Here is a 15,646-nt window from a genome sequence, read left to right as displayed (position 1 = left end):
GGGATGACCAGCATGCGCTCGGAGTCGTTCAGGTTTCGGACAGGTGCGCCTCATAGCATCCAGACATGCTGACGCAGGTTTCTCCTTCAACGCCTCGCCAGGCTCGCCCCCTGGCGGAGCGCCGTGCGGCGCCCGCCGCTGCACACCATGACTTTCGAGGTGCCAGCACCGAACGACCGTTGCCTTCCGGCTTGCTGGCGCTTCTGCTGGTCGTATTGGCAGTCGTCTGGTTCGCTTCGCTGGCCACGCGCTCGCTGATCAGTCCGGACGAGGGGCGCTACGCGAGCCTCGCCTGGGAAATGCTGCGCAGCGGCGACTGGGTCACTCCGCGATTGAACGGGCTGCTCTATTTCGAGAAGCCTCCGTTGCAATACTGGGCCAGCGCCCTCTTCCTCCACCTGTTCGGCATGAATGTCTTCGCAGCGCGCCTGTGGCCCGCGCTGGCCGGCTTTCTCACGGTGCTGGCCGTCGGTGGAACAGCGTGGCGGCTGTGGGGCAGGGAAACCGGCATCCGCAGCCTGGCCATAGCGGCATCCATGACCTGGGTCTTCGGCAACGCGCACTTCCTGACGCTCGACGCAAGCCTGACCCTGTTCCTCACCATCGCCCTCTGCGCGGTCCTGATCGCCGAGCAGGCTTGCGGCACGGCTTCCGAGCGCAGGAACTGGATATGGGTCGCCTGGGCAGCGATGGCCGGCGCGGTGCTCAGCAAGGGATTGGTGGGCCTCCTGATTCCCGGCGCCACGCTCGTGCTGACCTGCCTCTGGCGCCGCGATTTCGGCCTGTGGCGCCGGATGCACTGGGTGTCCGGTTTGTTGATCTTCCTCTTGCTCGCGGCGCCGTGGTTCGTGCTGGTCTCCCTGCGCAACCCGGCCTTTGCCCAGTTCTTCTTCATTCATGAACACTTCGCGCGCTACCTGAGCAATGTTCATCAACGCGAAGGCGCGTGGTGGTACTACCTGCCATTGCTTCTGGCCGGGATGTTCCCGTGGACCAGTGCGCTGCCGTGGCTGTGGCCCAAGCGCGCAGCCTCCGGTCCAACACCAGCCATCGCGCCGCAGGGTCTGCTGATCGCCTATTCGGCCTTCGTTCTGCTGTTCTTCAGCGCCAGCGGATCGAAACTGCCGTCCTACATCCTGCCGATGTTCCCGGCGCTGGCGCTCCTCATCGGACTTCGGCTCCAGCAGGCGAGTCCCCTTGCGCTGCGTCGCCACCTGTTGTTCCCCGTCGCGGTCTGGGCGATCGTCCTGGTCGCCTCCACGCAGAGCTCAAGGATCGCTTCGCACTCCACGTCGGCCGAGGTGTTCGCGCAGCTGGGCACCGGAGCGCTCTGGGGTGCGGTGACCTTCCTGTCGTTCGCGGCCTTCGCGTGGTGGTTGCTGCGGCGGCGCGGTGCCACGCTGGCCATCGCGACGCTGGCGCTCGGCCATGTCATGAGCATGACGATCGTGATGGCGGCGCACGAGCCCTTCGGGCAACTCAAGAGCGCGGCACCTTTCGTGTCGGCATTGCAGCCGGTACTGCAGTCGGGTGCCCCCGTCTTCGCGGTCCGCGCCTACGACCAGACGCTGCCTTTCTACCTGCGCCGCGAGGTCACGCTGGTGGACTACCAGGACGAGTTCGCCATGGGACAGGCCCTGGAGCCGAACCGCTCGATCGAATCGCTCGACGAGTTTGTTGCGCGCTGGCAGTCGCTTCCAGAGGCCGCGGYCTACATGGACTTTCCGAGCTACGGCGAGCTGCATGAGCGTGGCCTTCCGATGCGTATCATCTATCAGGATTCACGACGAGTGGTGGTGTCGAGAAAATGAAAATCATCGACTTCGCATGGGTGCTGACCGGCGTCCTTCTGAATGCCGCCGCCCAGTTGTTCCTGAAGGCCGGGGCGCGCAGCGTGGGCGCCATTTCCATGAGCGACGGCAGCGCCGCTCTCTGGCGCAGCGCGGCCGGGCTCGCGCAACATCCCGGCATCCTCGGCGGCCTCGTCTGCTACGCGGTCAGCGTGGTGGTCTGGATCGTCGCGCTTTCCCGGGTCGACGTGAGCATCGCCTATCCGATGCTGTCGATCGGCTATGTCGTCAACGCGGCGCTCGCCTGGTGGCTGTTCGGCGAGCAGGTCGACGCGCAGCGCTGGCTCGGCATTGCCGTCATCATCATCGGCGTGGTCCTGGTGGCGCGCAGCGGGAGCACGCAATGAGCACGAATACAGCGGCCTTCCTCCCTTTCACCCGCCCCTCGATCGATGAGCAAACCATCGCGGAAGTCGGCGAGGTGCTCCGGTCCGGATGGCTCACCACCGGGCCGAAGTGCCAGGCGCTCGAGGCTGAACTGTCCAGGCGTTGCGGCGGGCGTCCCGTGCGGCTGGTCAATTCCGGCACAGCCTCGCTCGAACTGGCATTGCGCCTGTGCGACATCGGTCCGGGCGACCAGGTCATCACCACGCCGCTGAGCTGGGTCGCCACCGCCAACGTCGTGCTGGCGGTCGGCGCCACCCCGGTGTTCGTCGATGCCGATGCGACGACGCGCAACATCGACCTCGACCGGATCGAGACGGCCCTCACACCGCGCACGCGGGCGCTGATACCGGTCGATCTGGCTGGGCTGCCCGTGGACCGGACGCGGCTCAACGAGATCGCGGCAACGCATGGCCTGCGGGTCGTCGAGGATGCCGCGCAATCCTTCGGCGCTCAATGGGACGGTCGCGCCATCGGCAGCTTCGGCGACCTCGTCTCCTTCAGCTTCCACGCCAACAAGAACCTGACCTCGGGCGAAGGCGGCTGCCTGGTGATGAACAACGACGAAGAGGCGCGGCGCTTCGAGTTGCTGCGCCTGCAGGGCGTCATCCGACTGCCCGGCGGCGGCATGGACGTCGAGGCATGGGGCGCCAAGGCGAACATGACCGACATCGCGGCAGCGATCGGCCTGGGTCAACTGCGCAGCATCGACGACTTCAACGCCCGTCGCCGACAGCTCGCGCGGCGCTATTTCGAGCGCTGGGACCGCACGCTCGGATTCGATCTGCCACCCGAGGACGCGGACGGGCACGGCAACTGGCACATGTTCCAGCCGCTGCTGCCGCACGATCTTGCATCGGCGCGCGCGGACTTCGTCGACGCCATGAAGAACCAGGGCATCGGCGTCGGCGTGCACTACCCCGCGATGCACCTGTTCTCGATGTTCCGGGCCATGGGTTACGCCCGCGGGGACTTCCCGGTCGCCGAGGACATTGGCGCACGCACGGTCACGCTGCCGCTCTTTCCGGCCATGACCGACGCCGACGTCGACCGCGTCTGCGACAGCGTGGCCGCAGTGGTGGCTCAATTGCGGAGGGCTCGGCGATGACTGTGCTGCAGGCGGTTCCTCACCACGACCCCGACATCGAGATCCCGGCCGACGCCCCTTCGCTGAGCGTCGTGATTCCGGTCTACAACGAGGAGCAGGGCCTCGCGGCCCTGTTCGCCCGGCTCTATCCCGCGCTCGACGCGCTCGGCTCGTCCTACGAGGTGATCTTCATCAACGACGGCAGTCGCGACCGCTCGGCCGCAGTGCTCGCGGCGCAGTTCGAGCGCCGTCCCGACGTGACCCGGGTGATTCTCTTCAACGGCAATTTCGGCCAGCACCGGGCGATCCTGGCGGGCTTCGAGCACTGCCTGGGCGAGCGCATCGTCACGCTCGACGCCGACCTCCAGAACCCACCGGAAGACATCCGGCTGTTGCTGGAAGCGATGGACCAGGGGCACGACTGCGTCGGCTCGATCCGCCGCGACCGCCAGGATTCGGCCTGGCGGCGCTGGGCGTCGCGCGCCATGAATCGCCTGCGCCACCGGCTTACGGGCATCGTGATGACCGACCACGGCTCGATGCTGCGCGCCTACAGCCGCAACGTCGTGCAGCTCATCAACCAGTGCAACGAGATGAACACCTTCATCCCGGCGCTGGCGCTGCAGTTCTCCCGCAACCCGGCCGAAGTGGAGGTCGGTCACGAGGAGCGGCATGCGGGCGAGTCGAAGTACTCGTTCTACAGCCTGGTGCGCCTCAACTTCGACCTGGTGACCGGCTTCTCGCTGGTTCCGCTGCAGGCTTTCTCGCTGCTTGGCATTGTGGTGTCGATGCTCTCCGCACTGCTGTTCGTGGTGCTGGCAACGCGCCGGCTCGTGATGGGCCCCGAAGTGGGCGGTGTGTTCACGCTCTTCGCCCTGCTCTTCCTGCTGGTGGGGCTGGCCCTGTTCGGCATCGGGCTGCTGGGCGAATACGTCGGGCGCATCTACCAGGAAGTGCGCGCGCGGCCGCGCTACGTCATCAATGCGGTGCTCGAGCGCAAGCGGCCATGAAGCCTGATCTGCCCGCACGAGCGATCGTCTTCGCCTACCACGACGTCGGCGTACGCTGCCTGCGCGTGCTGCTCGACGCCGGTGTCGAGGTGCCGCTGGTCGTCACCCACGACGATGCCGCCGGCGAGAACATCTGGTTCGGCAGCGTGGCCGAGGTCGCGAAGCGGCACGGACTGCGCTGCGCGAAGCCGGCCGATCCCCACCTGCCCGAACTGCTGGCCGAGGCGACGGCAGCGAAGCCGGACTTCCTGTTCTCCTTCTACTACCGCCACATGCTCAAGGCCTCGTGGCTGCAGGTGCCCCGCTGCGGTGCCTTCAACATGCACGGCTCGCTGCTGCCTCAGTACCGTGGCCGCGCGCCGGTCAACTGGGCCGTCATCGAAGGCGCGACCCGGACCGGCGCCACGCTGCATCGCATGAACGAGAAGCCCGACAACGGCGCCATCGTCGATCAGTGCGCGGTGCCGATCCTCATCGACGACACCGCCCACGAGGTCTTCACAAAGGTCACCGTCGCCGCGGAGATCGTGCTGGCGCGCAGCCTGCCGCGGCTGCTGGCCGGCACGACCGAGGAAATCCCCCAGGACCTTTCGCAAGGTCGCTACTTCGGTGGTCGCAGGCCGGAAGACGGCCTCATTCCCGCCACTGCGAACGCCCGGCAAATCCACAACCTCGTGCGTGCGCTCGCGCCACCCTACCCCGGCGCCTTCTGCCGTATCAACGGACAGCGGGTCCAGATCGACCGCACCCGGCTCGTCGAACAGCGACAGCACGCACCCGGTGCGGGCCTTCGATGGCTGAGCGACGCCGGCGCGCTCTGGCTGCTGGCAGCCGATGGCAGCACCCTCGAAGTGCTGGCCGCGCACGGCGATTCCGGCGCGCTCGATCCTGCCGGCTTCGAACAACGCTTCGGCGGGCGCTGCGTGCCCACTGACATCTGAATCACTTTCAACCACGAGTTGCCTGCAATGCTCAAAGTCCTCATCCTCGGCGTCAACGGCTTCATCGGCCACCACCTCACCCGTCACATCCTCGAGACCACGGATTGGCATGTCTATGGAATGGACATGCAGTCGGAGCGGGTGGCGCCCTGGCTTCACGACCCGCGCTTCCATTTCTTCGAAGGCGACATGACGATCAACAAGGAATGGATCGAATACCACGTCAAGAAGTGCGATGTCGTCCTGCCCCTGGTCGCGATCGCGACGCCGGCGACCTATGTCCAGGAACCGCTGCGTGTCTTCGAACTCGATTTCGAAGCCAACCTGCCGATCGTCCGGCAGTGTCTCAAGTACAACAAGCGGGTGGTGTTTCCATCCACCAGCGAGGTCTACGGCATGTGCACGGATGCCGCCTTCGATCCCGAAGCATCGAACATGGTCTACGGCCCGATCAACAAGCCGCGCTGGATCTATGCCGCCGCCAAGCAACTGATGGACCGCGTCATCCATGCCTACGGCCAGCAGGACGGCCTGCGCTACACGCTCTTCCGTCCGTTCAACTGGATCGGCCCGGGGCTCGACAGCCTGCACACGCCCAAGGAAGGCTCAAGCCGCGTCATCACCCAGTTCCTCGGCCACATCGTGCGCGGTGAGCCGATCCGCCTGGTCGATGGCGGCAGCCAGCAGCGCGCCTTCACCTATGTGGACGACGGCATCGACGCACTGGTCAAGATCATCGCCAACAAGGACGGCGTGGCCGACTCGAAGATCTACAACATCGGCAATCCTGCCAACAACCATTCCATCCGCGCGCTGGCCGAGATGATGGTCCAGCTGGCGCGCACCCTGCCCGAATACCGCGACGCGGCCGAGGCGGTGCGGCTGGTCGACGTCTCGTCGGCCGACTACTACGGACGCGGCTACCAGGACGTGACGCATCGGGTGCCGGACATCCGCTCGACCATGCAGGACCTGGACTGGAAGCCGAAGGTCGACATGCAGCAAGCGCTGGACAGCCTGTTTGCCTACTATCGCGACGAGGCCGAGGCAGCCGCCGACCTCGCGATCTGAGGCGATGGCCTGCATCGCACTCAAGGTCGACGTCGACACCTTGCGCGGCACCCGCGAAGGCGTGCCCCGGCTGCTGACGGTCCTGCGGCTCGCCGGGGCCCGGGCCACCTTCTTGTTCAGCCTCGGGCCCGACCACACCGGCCGGGCCATCCTGCGCGTGTTCCGTCCCGGCTTTCTGAGCAAGGTTGCGCGCACCTCGGTCGTCGAGCACTACGGCTTGCGTACCCTGATGTACGGCGTCCTGCTGCCGGGTCCCGACATCGGGCGACGTGAAGCCGCCACGCTTCGGTCAGTCCGCGACGCCGGCTTCGAGGTCGGCGTGCATTGCTGGGACCATGTCGAATGGCAGGACCGGCTCCTGCTGCGCGACGCCGAATGGGCCAGGCGCCAGATGCAACTCGCGGTGGAGCGCCACACGGAGGTCTTCGGCGCACCGCCGCGGATGCATGGCGCGGCGGGATGGCAGTTCAACGCCGCCGCCGCGCAGGCGGAGACCGCGCTGGGCATCAAGGTGGCGTCGGACGCGCGCGGTTGGTCGCCCTTCATACCGGTGGCAGACGACGGCCGCGCCATCGGACCGCCGCAGTTCCCGACGACCCTGCCCACGCTCGACGAACTGATCGGCATCGACGGCCTCGATGCGGACAACGTCCATGCCCATCTGCTGTCGCTCACGACCGACCCCGACACGGACCATGTCTACACCCTGCACGCCGAACTCGAAGGCATGAAACTCATGCCGGCCTTCGAGCGCCTGCTGCGGGGCTGGAAGGCGCAGGGGCACAGCCTGGTCGCCGTCGGCGATCTCGCGGCCGCGACCGAGCTGGCCGAGCTTCCGCGGCACTTGCTGGTGCAAGGTGAGGTCGCAGGACGCTCCGGGGTGCTCGCGGTGCAAGGCCCCGCGTGGCCCGCGGCCGATGCGCCGGCGGCGTGAGTCACCCGGTATTGCGACGAATTCTGTGAAAGGGTTTTCCCGCATCAGAACCGGACGGAAGCTCGGTCGTTCATGCCCGCAGGCAAGCCCAGGGCTTGCAGGATGAGGCGCTGGTAGACGGGCCACTCCTGCTTTGCGTTTTCGATGGCCAGCTTGTCCAGCGGGAGGAGTTCGAACAGCGTATCGGTCAGGCGCCGGTAGTCCCGGTACAGGGCAACCAACCCTGCGAGGCCTGCCAACCCGCGGCGTGCGCTGTAGGGCGCCGCGAGCTTCCAGTTGACCTGGTAGGCCACCCAGTCCGCGCCTCGCTCCTCGCAGACCGTCCGGATGGCTCGCTCGACGTCTTCCTGGCGAAAGTACACGACAAGAGGATTCAGCGGCGCAATGGTCGTGGCCACGGCTCGCGCATGGTCGGCGAGGATCGCCGGGTCGGATTCCATCAGGAACAGATTCGTGAGGTCGCCGTGGAACAATTGGCCGTCCATCACGCGGACGATGCCGTCGGCCCGCGACGCTTCCACCAGCGAGGCCCACCTGGCGACACTTCGGGCAGCCAACTTCGCTGGTGTGGTGTCGAGCCACGGCTGGAACCAGTGTTCCAGCTCGTCTGTCGCCCGTACCGGGTGAGGATCCGCCCTTTCGTGGATGGGCAGTGCCTCCCGGTTCGCGTCCTGCAGGCTCTTGGCGATGAAGCGCATCGTGGTCGACTTGCCCGAGCCCATGATGCCCTCCACGATGACCAGGCGATGGCGATCCGGCGCACCGGGGATTGCAGTTGTCGACGGCGAGATGCTGAGTGGATTATTCACGCAGGCATGCACCGCCCGCGGGGGGAAAAGCCTTCACTGTCGTGTTTTGGTGCAGCGCACAATGCTCATTTCTCATTGGTGGTGGCACGTCGTGTGTGCGTCGGGACAGTGCGGTGCAGCACGTCATTTTGCTGCGTCGCCTGCCACCTGTTCCACAGAAAAACTTGCGAACGGCAACTCATCTGCGGTGGGCCGTCCGGCCGAGAAAACCCAAGACACGCGCGAACGATGCGTTGCGCGAGGTCGTCTCGCGCCCCCGCACCGATCACGCGCGGCTCCGACAAGTTCTTTCGAACTGCCTCTGCTTACTTGGCTCCCGCCATGTCAGGCGTGCCGCCCTGCTTGGCCGGCTTCCGGTTCGGATGGCGAGCATCGCGGGTATCGACGCGCGCCTCGCCGGCTGCTGCCGCCTTGCCGGTGCCAACCGGATTGAGTTCTTCCGAATTCGCCGTGTCGCCGGTAGGCTTCTTCACCTTGCCCTGCGGCCGCGCATCGACCTTGGCCTGCGCCTTGTCCTGCTGCTTGCTGTTGGTGATCACCTGCTCCTGGGACGTCGTATTTGCCGGGTTCTGGGCATAGGCACCCGTGGCGAAGAGACTGGCGATCATGATTGCGACTAACTTGCTCATTGCGGTTCCTTGATGGAGGTTAATGGAGAGGACCAGCCATTTAAACGCGCAGTGGCGCGACCCGTTGACGCAGATCGAGCCGACGCGCGTCGGTACAGGGCCTGTGGCCTTCCGGCCGCCATTCTGCCTAATGTCGGCCGGGCGGCAAGCAACTTCCAACGCCCTTTTTCGCCGCTTGAGGCTGTAAACCAACGTGTGGAGGCTCAGTTTCCGGCCTTTCCAACGCTCAATCCATGGCGACCTTGGCATCCTTGACCAGCTTTGCGTACTTGATCGTGTCGTCCTTGATCTGCGCGGCCATCTGAGCGGGGGTGTCGCCCACGGGCTCGGCCCCGATCTCTTCCATGCGCTTCCTGAACTCCGGCGACTGGATGATCTTCACCATCTCGGCGTTGAGCTTGTCGACCACTTCCCTGGGCGTTCCCGCCGGCGCCAGGATGCCGAACCAGGTCCCCTGATTGAAGTCCTTCATGCCGGCCTCTGCCAGCGTCGGCACATCGGGCAGCGTGCTCGACCGCTTGGCCGTCGTCACCGCCAATGCACGCAGCTTTCCGCCCTTGATGTGCTGCACCAGCGGCGTCAGCGTGTCGAAGGACATGTCGACCTGACCGCCGAGCAGGTCGGTGGTCAGCGGAGCGCTGCCCTTGTAAGGGACGTGCAGCAGTTCGACGCCGGCAATGCCGGAGAACTGCGTGCCGATCAGGTGCTGCACCGTGCCGTTGCCGTTCGAGCCATAGGACAGCTTGCCCGGCGCTGCCTTCGCCTGCGCGACCAGGCCCTTGACATCGGTCGCCGGGGACTTGGCGTTGACCACCAGCACGTTCGGCACCAGGGCCACGGTGGTGATCGGCGCAAAGCTCTTCTCGAAGTCGTAAGGCAGCTTCTTGTAGACGCTGGTGGCAATCGTGTGGTGCACCGCCCCCATCAGGAGCGTGTAGCCGTCCGGCTTGGCCTTGGCGACGTAGTCGGCACCGACCGTCGCACCGGCGCCCGGCTTGCTCTCCACGATCACCGGTTGCCCGATGCTTTGCGACAGCGGCGTGGTGATCGCGCGTGCCAGCGCGTCCGAACTTCCACCCGGCGGGAACGGCACGACCAAGGTGATCGGCTTGGCGGGATAGGCCTGCGCGGCGGCGAGCGACGCCGCGAAGCCGAAGGCGATCGCCGTGACGGCGGCACGGGGGCGAAGTGTCGAAGTTCTCATGCTTGTCTCCTTATGGKTGTGATGCGACTGTAGGGATCCACAGGTGTTCGATCCGGGCTGAAAGTGAATCCGTCGTTAACCTGAATTCAATAGTCCGGACGAACCATGGGGAGGCCTCGCTCAGATCTGCGCGATGCGCAGCAGGTTGGTGGTTCCGGAAGTGCCGAAGGGCATGCCCGCGGAGATCACGAGGGTGTGTCCCGAGGCGCCGAAGCCTTCCTTGCGCGCCGTGCGGCAGGCGAGCTCGCTCATCTCGGGAACGTCCACCACTTCGTGGCAGAGCACGGCATGCACGCCCCACACGAGCGCCAGGCGACGCGCCGTGGCGAGGCGAGGCGTCATGCCGATGATGGGCGCCCGCGGCCGCTCGCGCGCCATGCGGAGCGCCGAATAGCCAGAGCTGGTGTAAGCGACGGTGGCTGCGGCGTTGAGCAGGCCGGTGATGTCGCGCATCGCCGAGCCGATGGCGTCGGCCGCGCGAGGCAGTGGTTCGGGGCGCGAGGAATCGATCGCGGTGCGGTAGTTCGGATCGCTCTCGGTGTGGGCAATGATGCTGCTCATCATCTTCACCGCCTCGACCGGATAGCGGCCACTGGCCGATTCCGCGGACAGCATGACGGCGTCGGCCCCTTCGTAGATGGCGGTCGCAACGTCCGAGGCCTCGGCCCGGGTGGGCACCGGCGCGCTGACCATCGACTCGAGCATCTGGGTGGCGACGATGACGGGTTTGCCGGCCCGCCTGCAGGCACGGATGATCCGCTTCTGGATCGAGGGCACCTGCTCGGCGGGCATCTCGACGCCGAGGTCGCCCCGGGCGACCATCACCGCATCCGTTTCGACCACGATGGCGTCGAGCGAGGCGATCGCCGCCGGCTTCTCGAGCTTTGCGACGATGCCGGCCCGGCCATCGACGATGCGCCTGACTTCGATGACGTCCTCGGGACGCTGGACGAACGACAGGGCCACCCAGTCGACACCGAGCGTGAGCCCGTAGGCCAGGTCCGCGCGATCCTTCTCGGTCAGGGCGGAGAGCGGCAGAACCACGCCGGGGACGTTCACGCCCTTGCGATCGGACAGCTTGCCGCCGTTGATCACTTTCGTCTCGGCGAAAGCCTGGCCGAACTTCTCGACCCGAAGCCGCAGGCGACCGTCGTCCAGCAGCAGGTCGGTGCCCGTTTCGAGCGCCGCGAAGATCTCGGGGTGCGGCAGTGCCACGCGTTTGTCGCTGCCCGGCGTCTTGGTGTCCAGGTCAAGCCTGAAGGCCTTGCCTTCGACCAGATCGACCGGTCCATCGGGAAAGGTGCCGATGCGCAACTTGGGGCCCTGCAGGTCCAGCAGCACGCCGATCGGGCGGCCGCTGTGGCGTTCGATCTCGCGGATCAGGTCCAGCCGGCGCTTGTGGTCCCCATGCGTGCCATGGCTGAAGTTCAACCGGAACACATCCGCGCCGGCATCGAACAGCGCCTGGATGGTCTCGCGCTCGTCGCTCGCCGGGCCCAGGGTCGCGACGATCTTCGCGTGCCTGTTTCTTCGCATCTCAGTTTCTCCTGTGTGCGCACTCGCCGCGGCCGTGGTCGGCAGCGATCACGATCGCGCGAAAATCGTTCACATTGGTCAGCGTCGGTCCGGTCAGCACCGAGTCGCCGAGCGCCTCGAAGAAGCCGTGGCCGTCGTTGTCGTCGAGGCGCTCGCGCGGCCTCATGCCCTGCGACCGGGCTCTTGCCAGGCTGTCGGGCGCGAGCACGGCGCCGGCAATCTCCTCCTGGCCGTCGACGCCGTCCGTGTCGCCGGCCAGCGCGTGGATGCCGGGCGCTCCGTCGAGCGCGATACCCAGGGACAGCAGGAACTCGACGTTCCGTCCGCCCCTGCCGCGTCCGCGCAGCGTGACCGTGGTCTCTCCGCCCGACAGCAGGACGCAGGGTGCCGCGATCGGCTGGCCGCGGCGGGCCACCTGCAGTGCGATGCCAGCCATCGTCTTCGCGACCTCGCGCGCCTCGCCTTCGATCGCATCGCCGAGGATGCAAGGGGTGAAGCCGGCGTCCCGGGCGACCGCCGCGGCGGCCTCGAGCGCCATTTGCGGCGTCGCGACGAATCGGGTCTCGATGGGCGGCAGGCGCGGGTCGTCCGGCTTCAACGTTTCCCCTGCGCCGCTCTCCAGAATCGAGAGCGCCACTGCAGGCGCGTCGATCCCACGGCGGCGGAGGATCTCCAGCGCGTCGGCGCAGGTCGTGGGGTCCGGCACGGTCGGCCCGGAGGCGATCTCGACCGGATCGTCGCCAGGCACATCGGACAAGACAAGGTTCAGCACGCGTGCCGGATGACATGCCGCGGCCAGGCGACCGCCCTTGATCGCCGACAGGTGGCGGCGCACGCAGTTCATCTCGCTGATGCTGGCTCCGCTGGCCAGCAGCGCGCGATTGAGCGCCTGCTTGTCTTCCAGCGTGAGGCCGGGCAGTGCCAGCGGCAGCAGCGAGGAGCCGCCACCGGAGATCAGGCACAGCACGAGGTCGTCGCCGGCCAGGCCGCCGACGATGTCGAGCATGCGTTTCGCCGCGGCTTCCCCGGACGGGTCAGGTACCGGATGGGCCGCCTCGACGATCTCAATGCGCTCGCAGGGCACGGCGTAGCCGTAGCGGGTCACGACCAGGCCGGTCAGCGGTCCGCGCCAGTGCTCCTCGACGGCGCGTGCCATCGCGGCGGAGGCCTTGCCGGCGCCGATCACCACCAGGCGGCCCTTGGGCGGCGCCGGCAGGTGGCGCGGCACGCACAGCGCGGGCTGCGCGGCGGCGATCGCGGCGCCGAACATGGCGCGCAGCACGCTGCGGGGGTCTGCGGGATTCATGGCGGCTGTCATCCGGCTCGGGCCGCGATCCGCACGCCGCCGCCGAGTTCGACGCGGATCGGCTGGACGTTGTTCGGCTCGTCGTCATCACCTTCGTACAGCTCGTCGAGGTTCTCCGGATCGCTCTTGCCATCCAGCACCTGCGCGAGACGGTCGCGGTCGACGGCCCCCACCCAGCGGGCGATGGCGATGGTGCCCACGGCGTTCCCGATGGTGTTGGTGATGGCCCGCGCTTCCGACATGAAGCGGTCGACACCGAGCAGCAGCACCATGCCCGCGACCGGGATCTTGCCCATCGAGGCCAGCGTCGCGGCCAGCGTGATGAAGCCCGAGCCCGTGACGCCGGCGGAGCCTTTGGACGTCAGCAGCAGCACGCCCAGCACCACGAGCTGATCGGTCATCGTCAGGGGTGTGTTGGTGGCCTGGGCGATGAAGATCGCGGCCATCGTGTAGTAGATGCACTGGCCGTCGGGATTGAAGGTCAGGCCAGCGGGAACGACCAGGCCGACGACGGGCTTGGAGACGCCGGCATGCTCCAGCTTGCGCATCAGTTGCGGGACCACCGATTCCGAGGAACTGGTGCCGAGCACCGTGAAGAGCTCGTCCTTGATGTACTTCAGGAACTTCCAGAGGCTGAATCCGGACATCCGCGAGATGATCCCGAGCACGACGACCACGAACAGGAAGCAGGTGATGTACATCGTGCCCATCAGCTTGCCGAGCGAGACGACGGAGCCCAGGCCGTACTTGCCGACCGTGAAGGCCATGGCGCCGAAGGCGGCCAGCGGGGCCAGCCGCATGATCATTCCGACCACCGCGAACACGCCATGGGTGAAGGAATCGAGGAAGTCCACCACCGGCCGGGCGCGCGGCCCGATGTGCGAGAGCGCGACACCGAACAGGGTCGCGAAGACCAGGATCTGCAGGATGTCGTTGCGGGCCAGCGCATCCACGATGCTGGTCGGCACCAGTTGCAGGATGAAGTCGACGAAGCCCTCCGGCTTGGCGCCGGCGGCCGTGTAGCTGGCGATCGCCTGGGTGTCGAGCTGGGTCGGATCGATGTTCATGCCGCGACCCGGGCCGACCACGTTGACGACCACCAGGCCGAGCGCCAGGGCGAAGGTCGACAGGATCTCGAAATAGATCAGGGCCCGGACACCGACGCGGCCGAGCTCTTTCATGTTCTCCATCCGGGCGATGCCAAGCACCACGGTGGCGAAGATGATCGGTGCGAACACCATCTTGATCAGCTTGATGAAGATGTCGCCCATGGGTTTGAAGTCGCTCCCGATGTGGGGAACGAAGAAGCCGAGCGCAGCGCCGGCGAACACGCCGATGAGCACTTGGACGTACAGCTTTCCGAAGAAGCGGCGCATGGTTTGTCTCCTGGTGGATGTGCGGGCACGAGTTCACCCCTGCAGCGCTTGGCGGCTGCTTCGGGATGAGGGGCGGCGCGTGCCGCGCGGCCCCTCGGATCAGAAAGAAGAGTGCCCGGCCGCTGCGTGCCGGCCGGGGGAGCGACGCTCAGGCCGCCTTGCGCTGGGCCGCGCCGGTGACCTGGTCGCACACGGCCTGGGTGACCTGTGCCGTGGTGGCGCTGCCGCCCAGGTCGCGGGTGTGGAGCGAGCGGTCGGCCGTCACGGCCTCGACCGCCTGCATGACGCGCCTGGCGGCTTCGGTCTCGCCCAGGTGCTCCAGCAGCATGGCGACCGACCAGAAGGTGCCGACCGGATTGGCCAGGCCCTTGCCCATGATGTCGAAGGCCGAGCCGTGGATCGGCTCGAACATCGACGGGTAGCGGTGCTCGGGATCGATGTTGCCGGTGGGGGCGATGCCGAGGCTGCCCGCCAGTGCGGCGGCCAGGTCGCTCAGGATGTCGGCATGCAGGTTGGTCGCGACGATGGTGTCCAGCGAAGCCGGGCGGTTGATCATGCGCGCCGTCGATGCGTCGACCAGTTCCTTGTCCCAGGTCACGTCCGGGAACTCCTTGGAGATCTGCAGCGCGATCTCGTCCCACATCACCATCGCGTGGCGCTGGGCGTTGCTCTTCGTGATGACGGTCAGCAGCTTGCGCGGACGCGACTGGGCCAGCTTGAAGGCGAAGCGCATGATGCGCTCCACGCCGGCGCGGGTCATGATGGAAACGTCCGTGGCCGCTTCGATCGGGTGGCCCTGGTGCACGCGGCCCCCGACACCGGAGTATTCGCCTTCGGAGTTCTCGCGCACGATGACCCAGTTCAGGTCGTCCGGGCCGCAGCGCTTGAGGGGGCCGTCGATGCCCGGCAGGATGCGCGTGGGGCGGACGTTGGCGTACTGGTCGAAGCCCTGGCAGATCTTCAGGCGCAGGCCCCAGAGGGTGATGTGGTCGGGAATGTGCGGGTCGCCGGCCGAGCCGAACAGGATCGCGTCCTTGTCGCGCAGGGCGTTGAGGCCGTCGTCCGGCATCATCACGCCGTGCTCGCGGAAGTAGTCGCCGCCCCAATCGAAGTTCTCGAACTGGAACTTGAAGCTGCTGCTGGCCGAAGCCAGGGCTTCCAGCACCTGCTGGCCGGCGGGCACGACCTCCTTGCCGATGCCGTCGCCAGGGATGGTTGCGATCTTGTACGTCTTCATGGGGTGTCTCCGTGGGGTGGTGGGTAGGTGGGGTGAATGTAGAAACTCGACGGCCTGCTGGCTCGGCGCTAAAGTGAATCCATTGTTAACTTGAGTTCAACAGTGGAGCCACCATGACCCACGCGATCCTGCCGGCCGATCTGGGCTTCTTTTCAACGCTGGCGAGCGCCGGAAGCCTCAGCGCGGCCGCCCGCGAGCTCGGCGTCACCACGCCTGCCGTGAGCAAGCACCTGGCCCTGATGGAGTCGAGGGTCGGGGTCTTGCTGGTCAAC

At 66.8% G+C, this 15,646-nt stretch carries 15 protein-coding genes; 8 read left to right on the top strand and 7 right to left on the bottom strand.

Going from position 1 to position 15,646, the window contains the following annotated elements:
- Positions 1-191: 191 nt before the first annotated feature.
- The 7 genes from AC1D2K_RS13625 to AC1D2K_RS13595 are packed head-to-tail and all read left to right on the top strand — an operon-like array spanning position 192 to position 7,277.
- Positions 192-1,811, top strand: a complete 1,620-nt coding sequence (locus tag AC1D2K_RS13625) for a phospholipid carrier-dependent glycosyltransferase (protein WP_478089364.1) — start codon at positions 192-194, stop codon at positions 1,809-1,811.
- Positions 1,808-2,197 carry a DMT family transporter gene (locus tag AC1D2K_RS13620; protein ID WP_478089363.1) on the top strand — a complete coding sequence of 130 codons (390 nt, stop codon included), beginning with the start codon at positions 1,808-1,810 and terminating at the stop codon, positions 2,195-2,197. Before AC1D2K_RS13625 ends, AC1D2K_RS13620 begins: the two co-directional genes overlap by 4 nt.
- Positions 2,194-3,342, top strand: a complete 1,149-nt coding sequence (locus AC1D2K_RS13615) for a DegT/DnrJ/EryC1/StrS family aminotransferase (protein WP_478089362.1) — start codon at positions 2,194-2,196, stop codon at positions 3,340-3,342. The genes AC1D2K_RS13620 and AC1D2K_RS13615 overlap by 4 nt, the downstream gene beginning before the upstream one ends.
- Entirely contained in the window at positions 3,339-4,331 is a 993-nt protein-coding gene (locus AC1D2K_RS13610; RefSeq protein ID WP_478089361.1) for a glycosyltransferase, read from the top strand. Before AC1D2K_RS13615 ends, AC1D2K_RS13610 begins: the two co-directional genes overlap by 4 nt.
- Positions 4,328-5,272 carry a formyltransferase gene (locus AC1D2K_RS13605; RefSeq protein ID WP_478089360.1) on the top strand — a complete coding sequence of 315 codons (945 nt, stop codon included), beginning with the start codon at positions 4,328-4,330 and terminating at the stop codon, positions 5,270-5,272. Before AC1D2K_RS13610 ends, AC1D2K_RS13605 begins: the two co-directional genes overlap by 4 nt.
- Before the next feature lie 27 nt (positions 5,273-5,299).
- On the top strand, positions 5,300-6,343 hold the full coding sequence (locus AC1D2K_RS13600; protein ID WP_478089359.1) for a bifunctional UDP-4-keto-pentose/UDP-xylose synthase: 1,044 nt from the start codon (positions 5,300-5,302) through the stop codon (positions 6,341-6,343).
- Between the two features lie 4 nt (positions 6,344-6,347).
- Positions 6,348-7,277 carry a polysaccharide deacetylase family protein gene (locus AC1D2K_RS13595; RefSeq protein WP_478089358.1) on the top strand — a complete coding sequence of 310 codons (930 nt, stop codon included), beginning with the start codon at positions 6,348-6,350 and terminating at the stop codon, positions 7,275-7,277.
- A gap of 44 nt (positions 7,278-7,321) precedes the next feature.
- Here the strand turns inward: AC1D2K_RS13595 and AC1D2K_RS13590 are convergent, their stop codons facing one another.
- The 7 genes from AC1D2K_RS13590 to AC1D2K_RS13560 all read right to left on the bottom strand — a co-directional run bounded on the left by AC1D2K_RS13590 (position 7,322) and on the right by AC1D2K_RS13560 (position 15,374).
- A complete protein-coding gene (locus AC1D2K_RS13590; RefSeq protein ID WP_478089357.1) occupies positions 7,322-8,086 on the bottom strand; it encodes a P-loop NTPase family protein in 765 nt (254 codons plus the stop codon).
- 305 nt (positions 8,087-8,391) lie between these two features.
- Complete coding sequence (locus AC1D2K_RS13585; protein WP_478089356.1) at positions 8,392-8,694, bottom strand: cell envelope biogenesis protein TolA; 303 nt, start codon at positions 8,692-8,694, stop codon at positions 8,392-8,394.
- A 247-nt stretch (positions 8,695-8,941) separates the two neighbouring features.
- Positions 8,942-9,919 carry a Bug family tripartite tricarboxylate transporter substrate binding protein gene (locus AC1D2K_RS13580; RefSeq protein ID WP_478089355.1) on the bottom strand — a complete coding sequence of 326 codons (978 nt, stop codon included), beginning with the start codon at positions 9,917-9,919 and terminating at the stop codon, positions 8,942-8,944.
- A gap of 120 nt (positions 9,920-10,039) precedes the next feature.
- Positions 10,040-11,455 (bottom strand): pyruvate kinase, encoded by a 1,416-nt coding sequence (gene pyk / locus AC1D2K_RS13575; RefSeq protein WP_478089354.1) that lies wholly within the window; start codon positions 11,453-11,455, stop codon positions 10,040-10,042.
- Between the two features lies 1 nt (position 11,456).
- Complete coding sequence (locus AC1D2K_RS13570; protein WP_478089353.1) at positions 11,457-12,761, bottom strand: glycerate kinase type-2 family protein; 1,305 nt, start codon at positions 12,759-12,761, stop codon at positions 11,457-11,459.
- Between the two features lie 8 nt (positions 12,762-12,769).
- Positions 12,770-14,137: a C4-dicarboxylate transporter DctA gene (dctA, locus tag AC1D2K_RS13565; RefSeq protein ID WP_478089352.1), complete on the bottom strand. Its 1,368-nt coding sequence runs from the start codon at positions 14,135-14,137 to the stop codon at positions 12,770-12,772.
- Positions 14,138-14,285: 148 nt separating this feature from the next.
- Positions 14,286-15,374: a tartrate dehydrogenase gene (locus tag AC1D2K_RS13560; protein WP_478089351.1), complete on the bottom strand. Its 1,089-nt coding sequence runs from the start codon at positions 15,372-15,374 to the stop codon at positions 14,286-14,288.
- Positions 15,375-15,487: 113 nt separating this feature from the next.
- On the opposite strand from AC1D2K_RS13560, the gene AC1D2K_RS13555 reads away from it, so the two are divergent.
- Positions 15,488-15,646: helix-turn-helix domain-containing protein (locus AC1D2K_RS13555; RefSeq protein ID WP_478089365.1), on the top strand; the 159-nt coding region annotated here is incomplete at its 3' end.

It is taken from the genome of Variovorax sp. P1_H12_2, from assembly GCF_056405335.1.
Note: the sequence above shows the minus strand (reverse complement) of the source record. Positions and strands in the feature narration are given on the sequence as shown.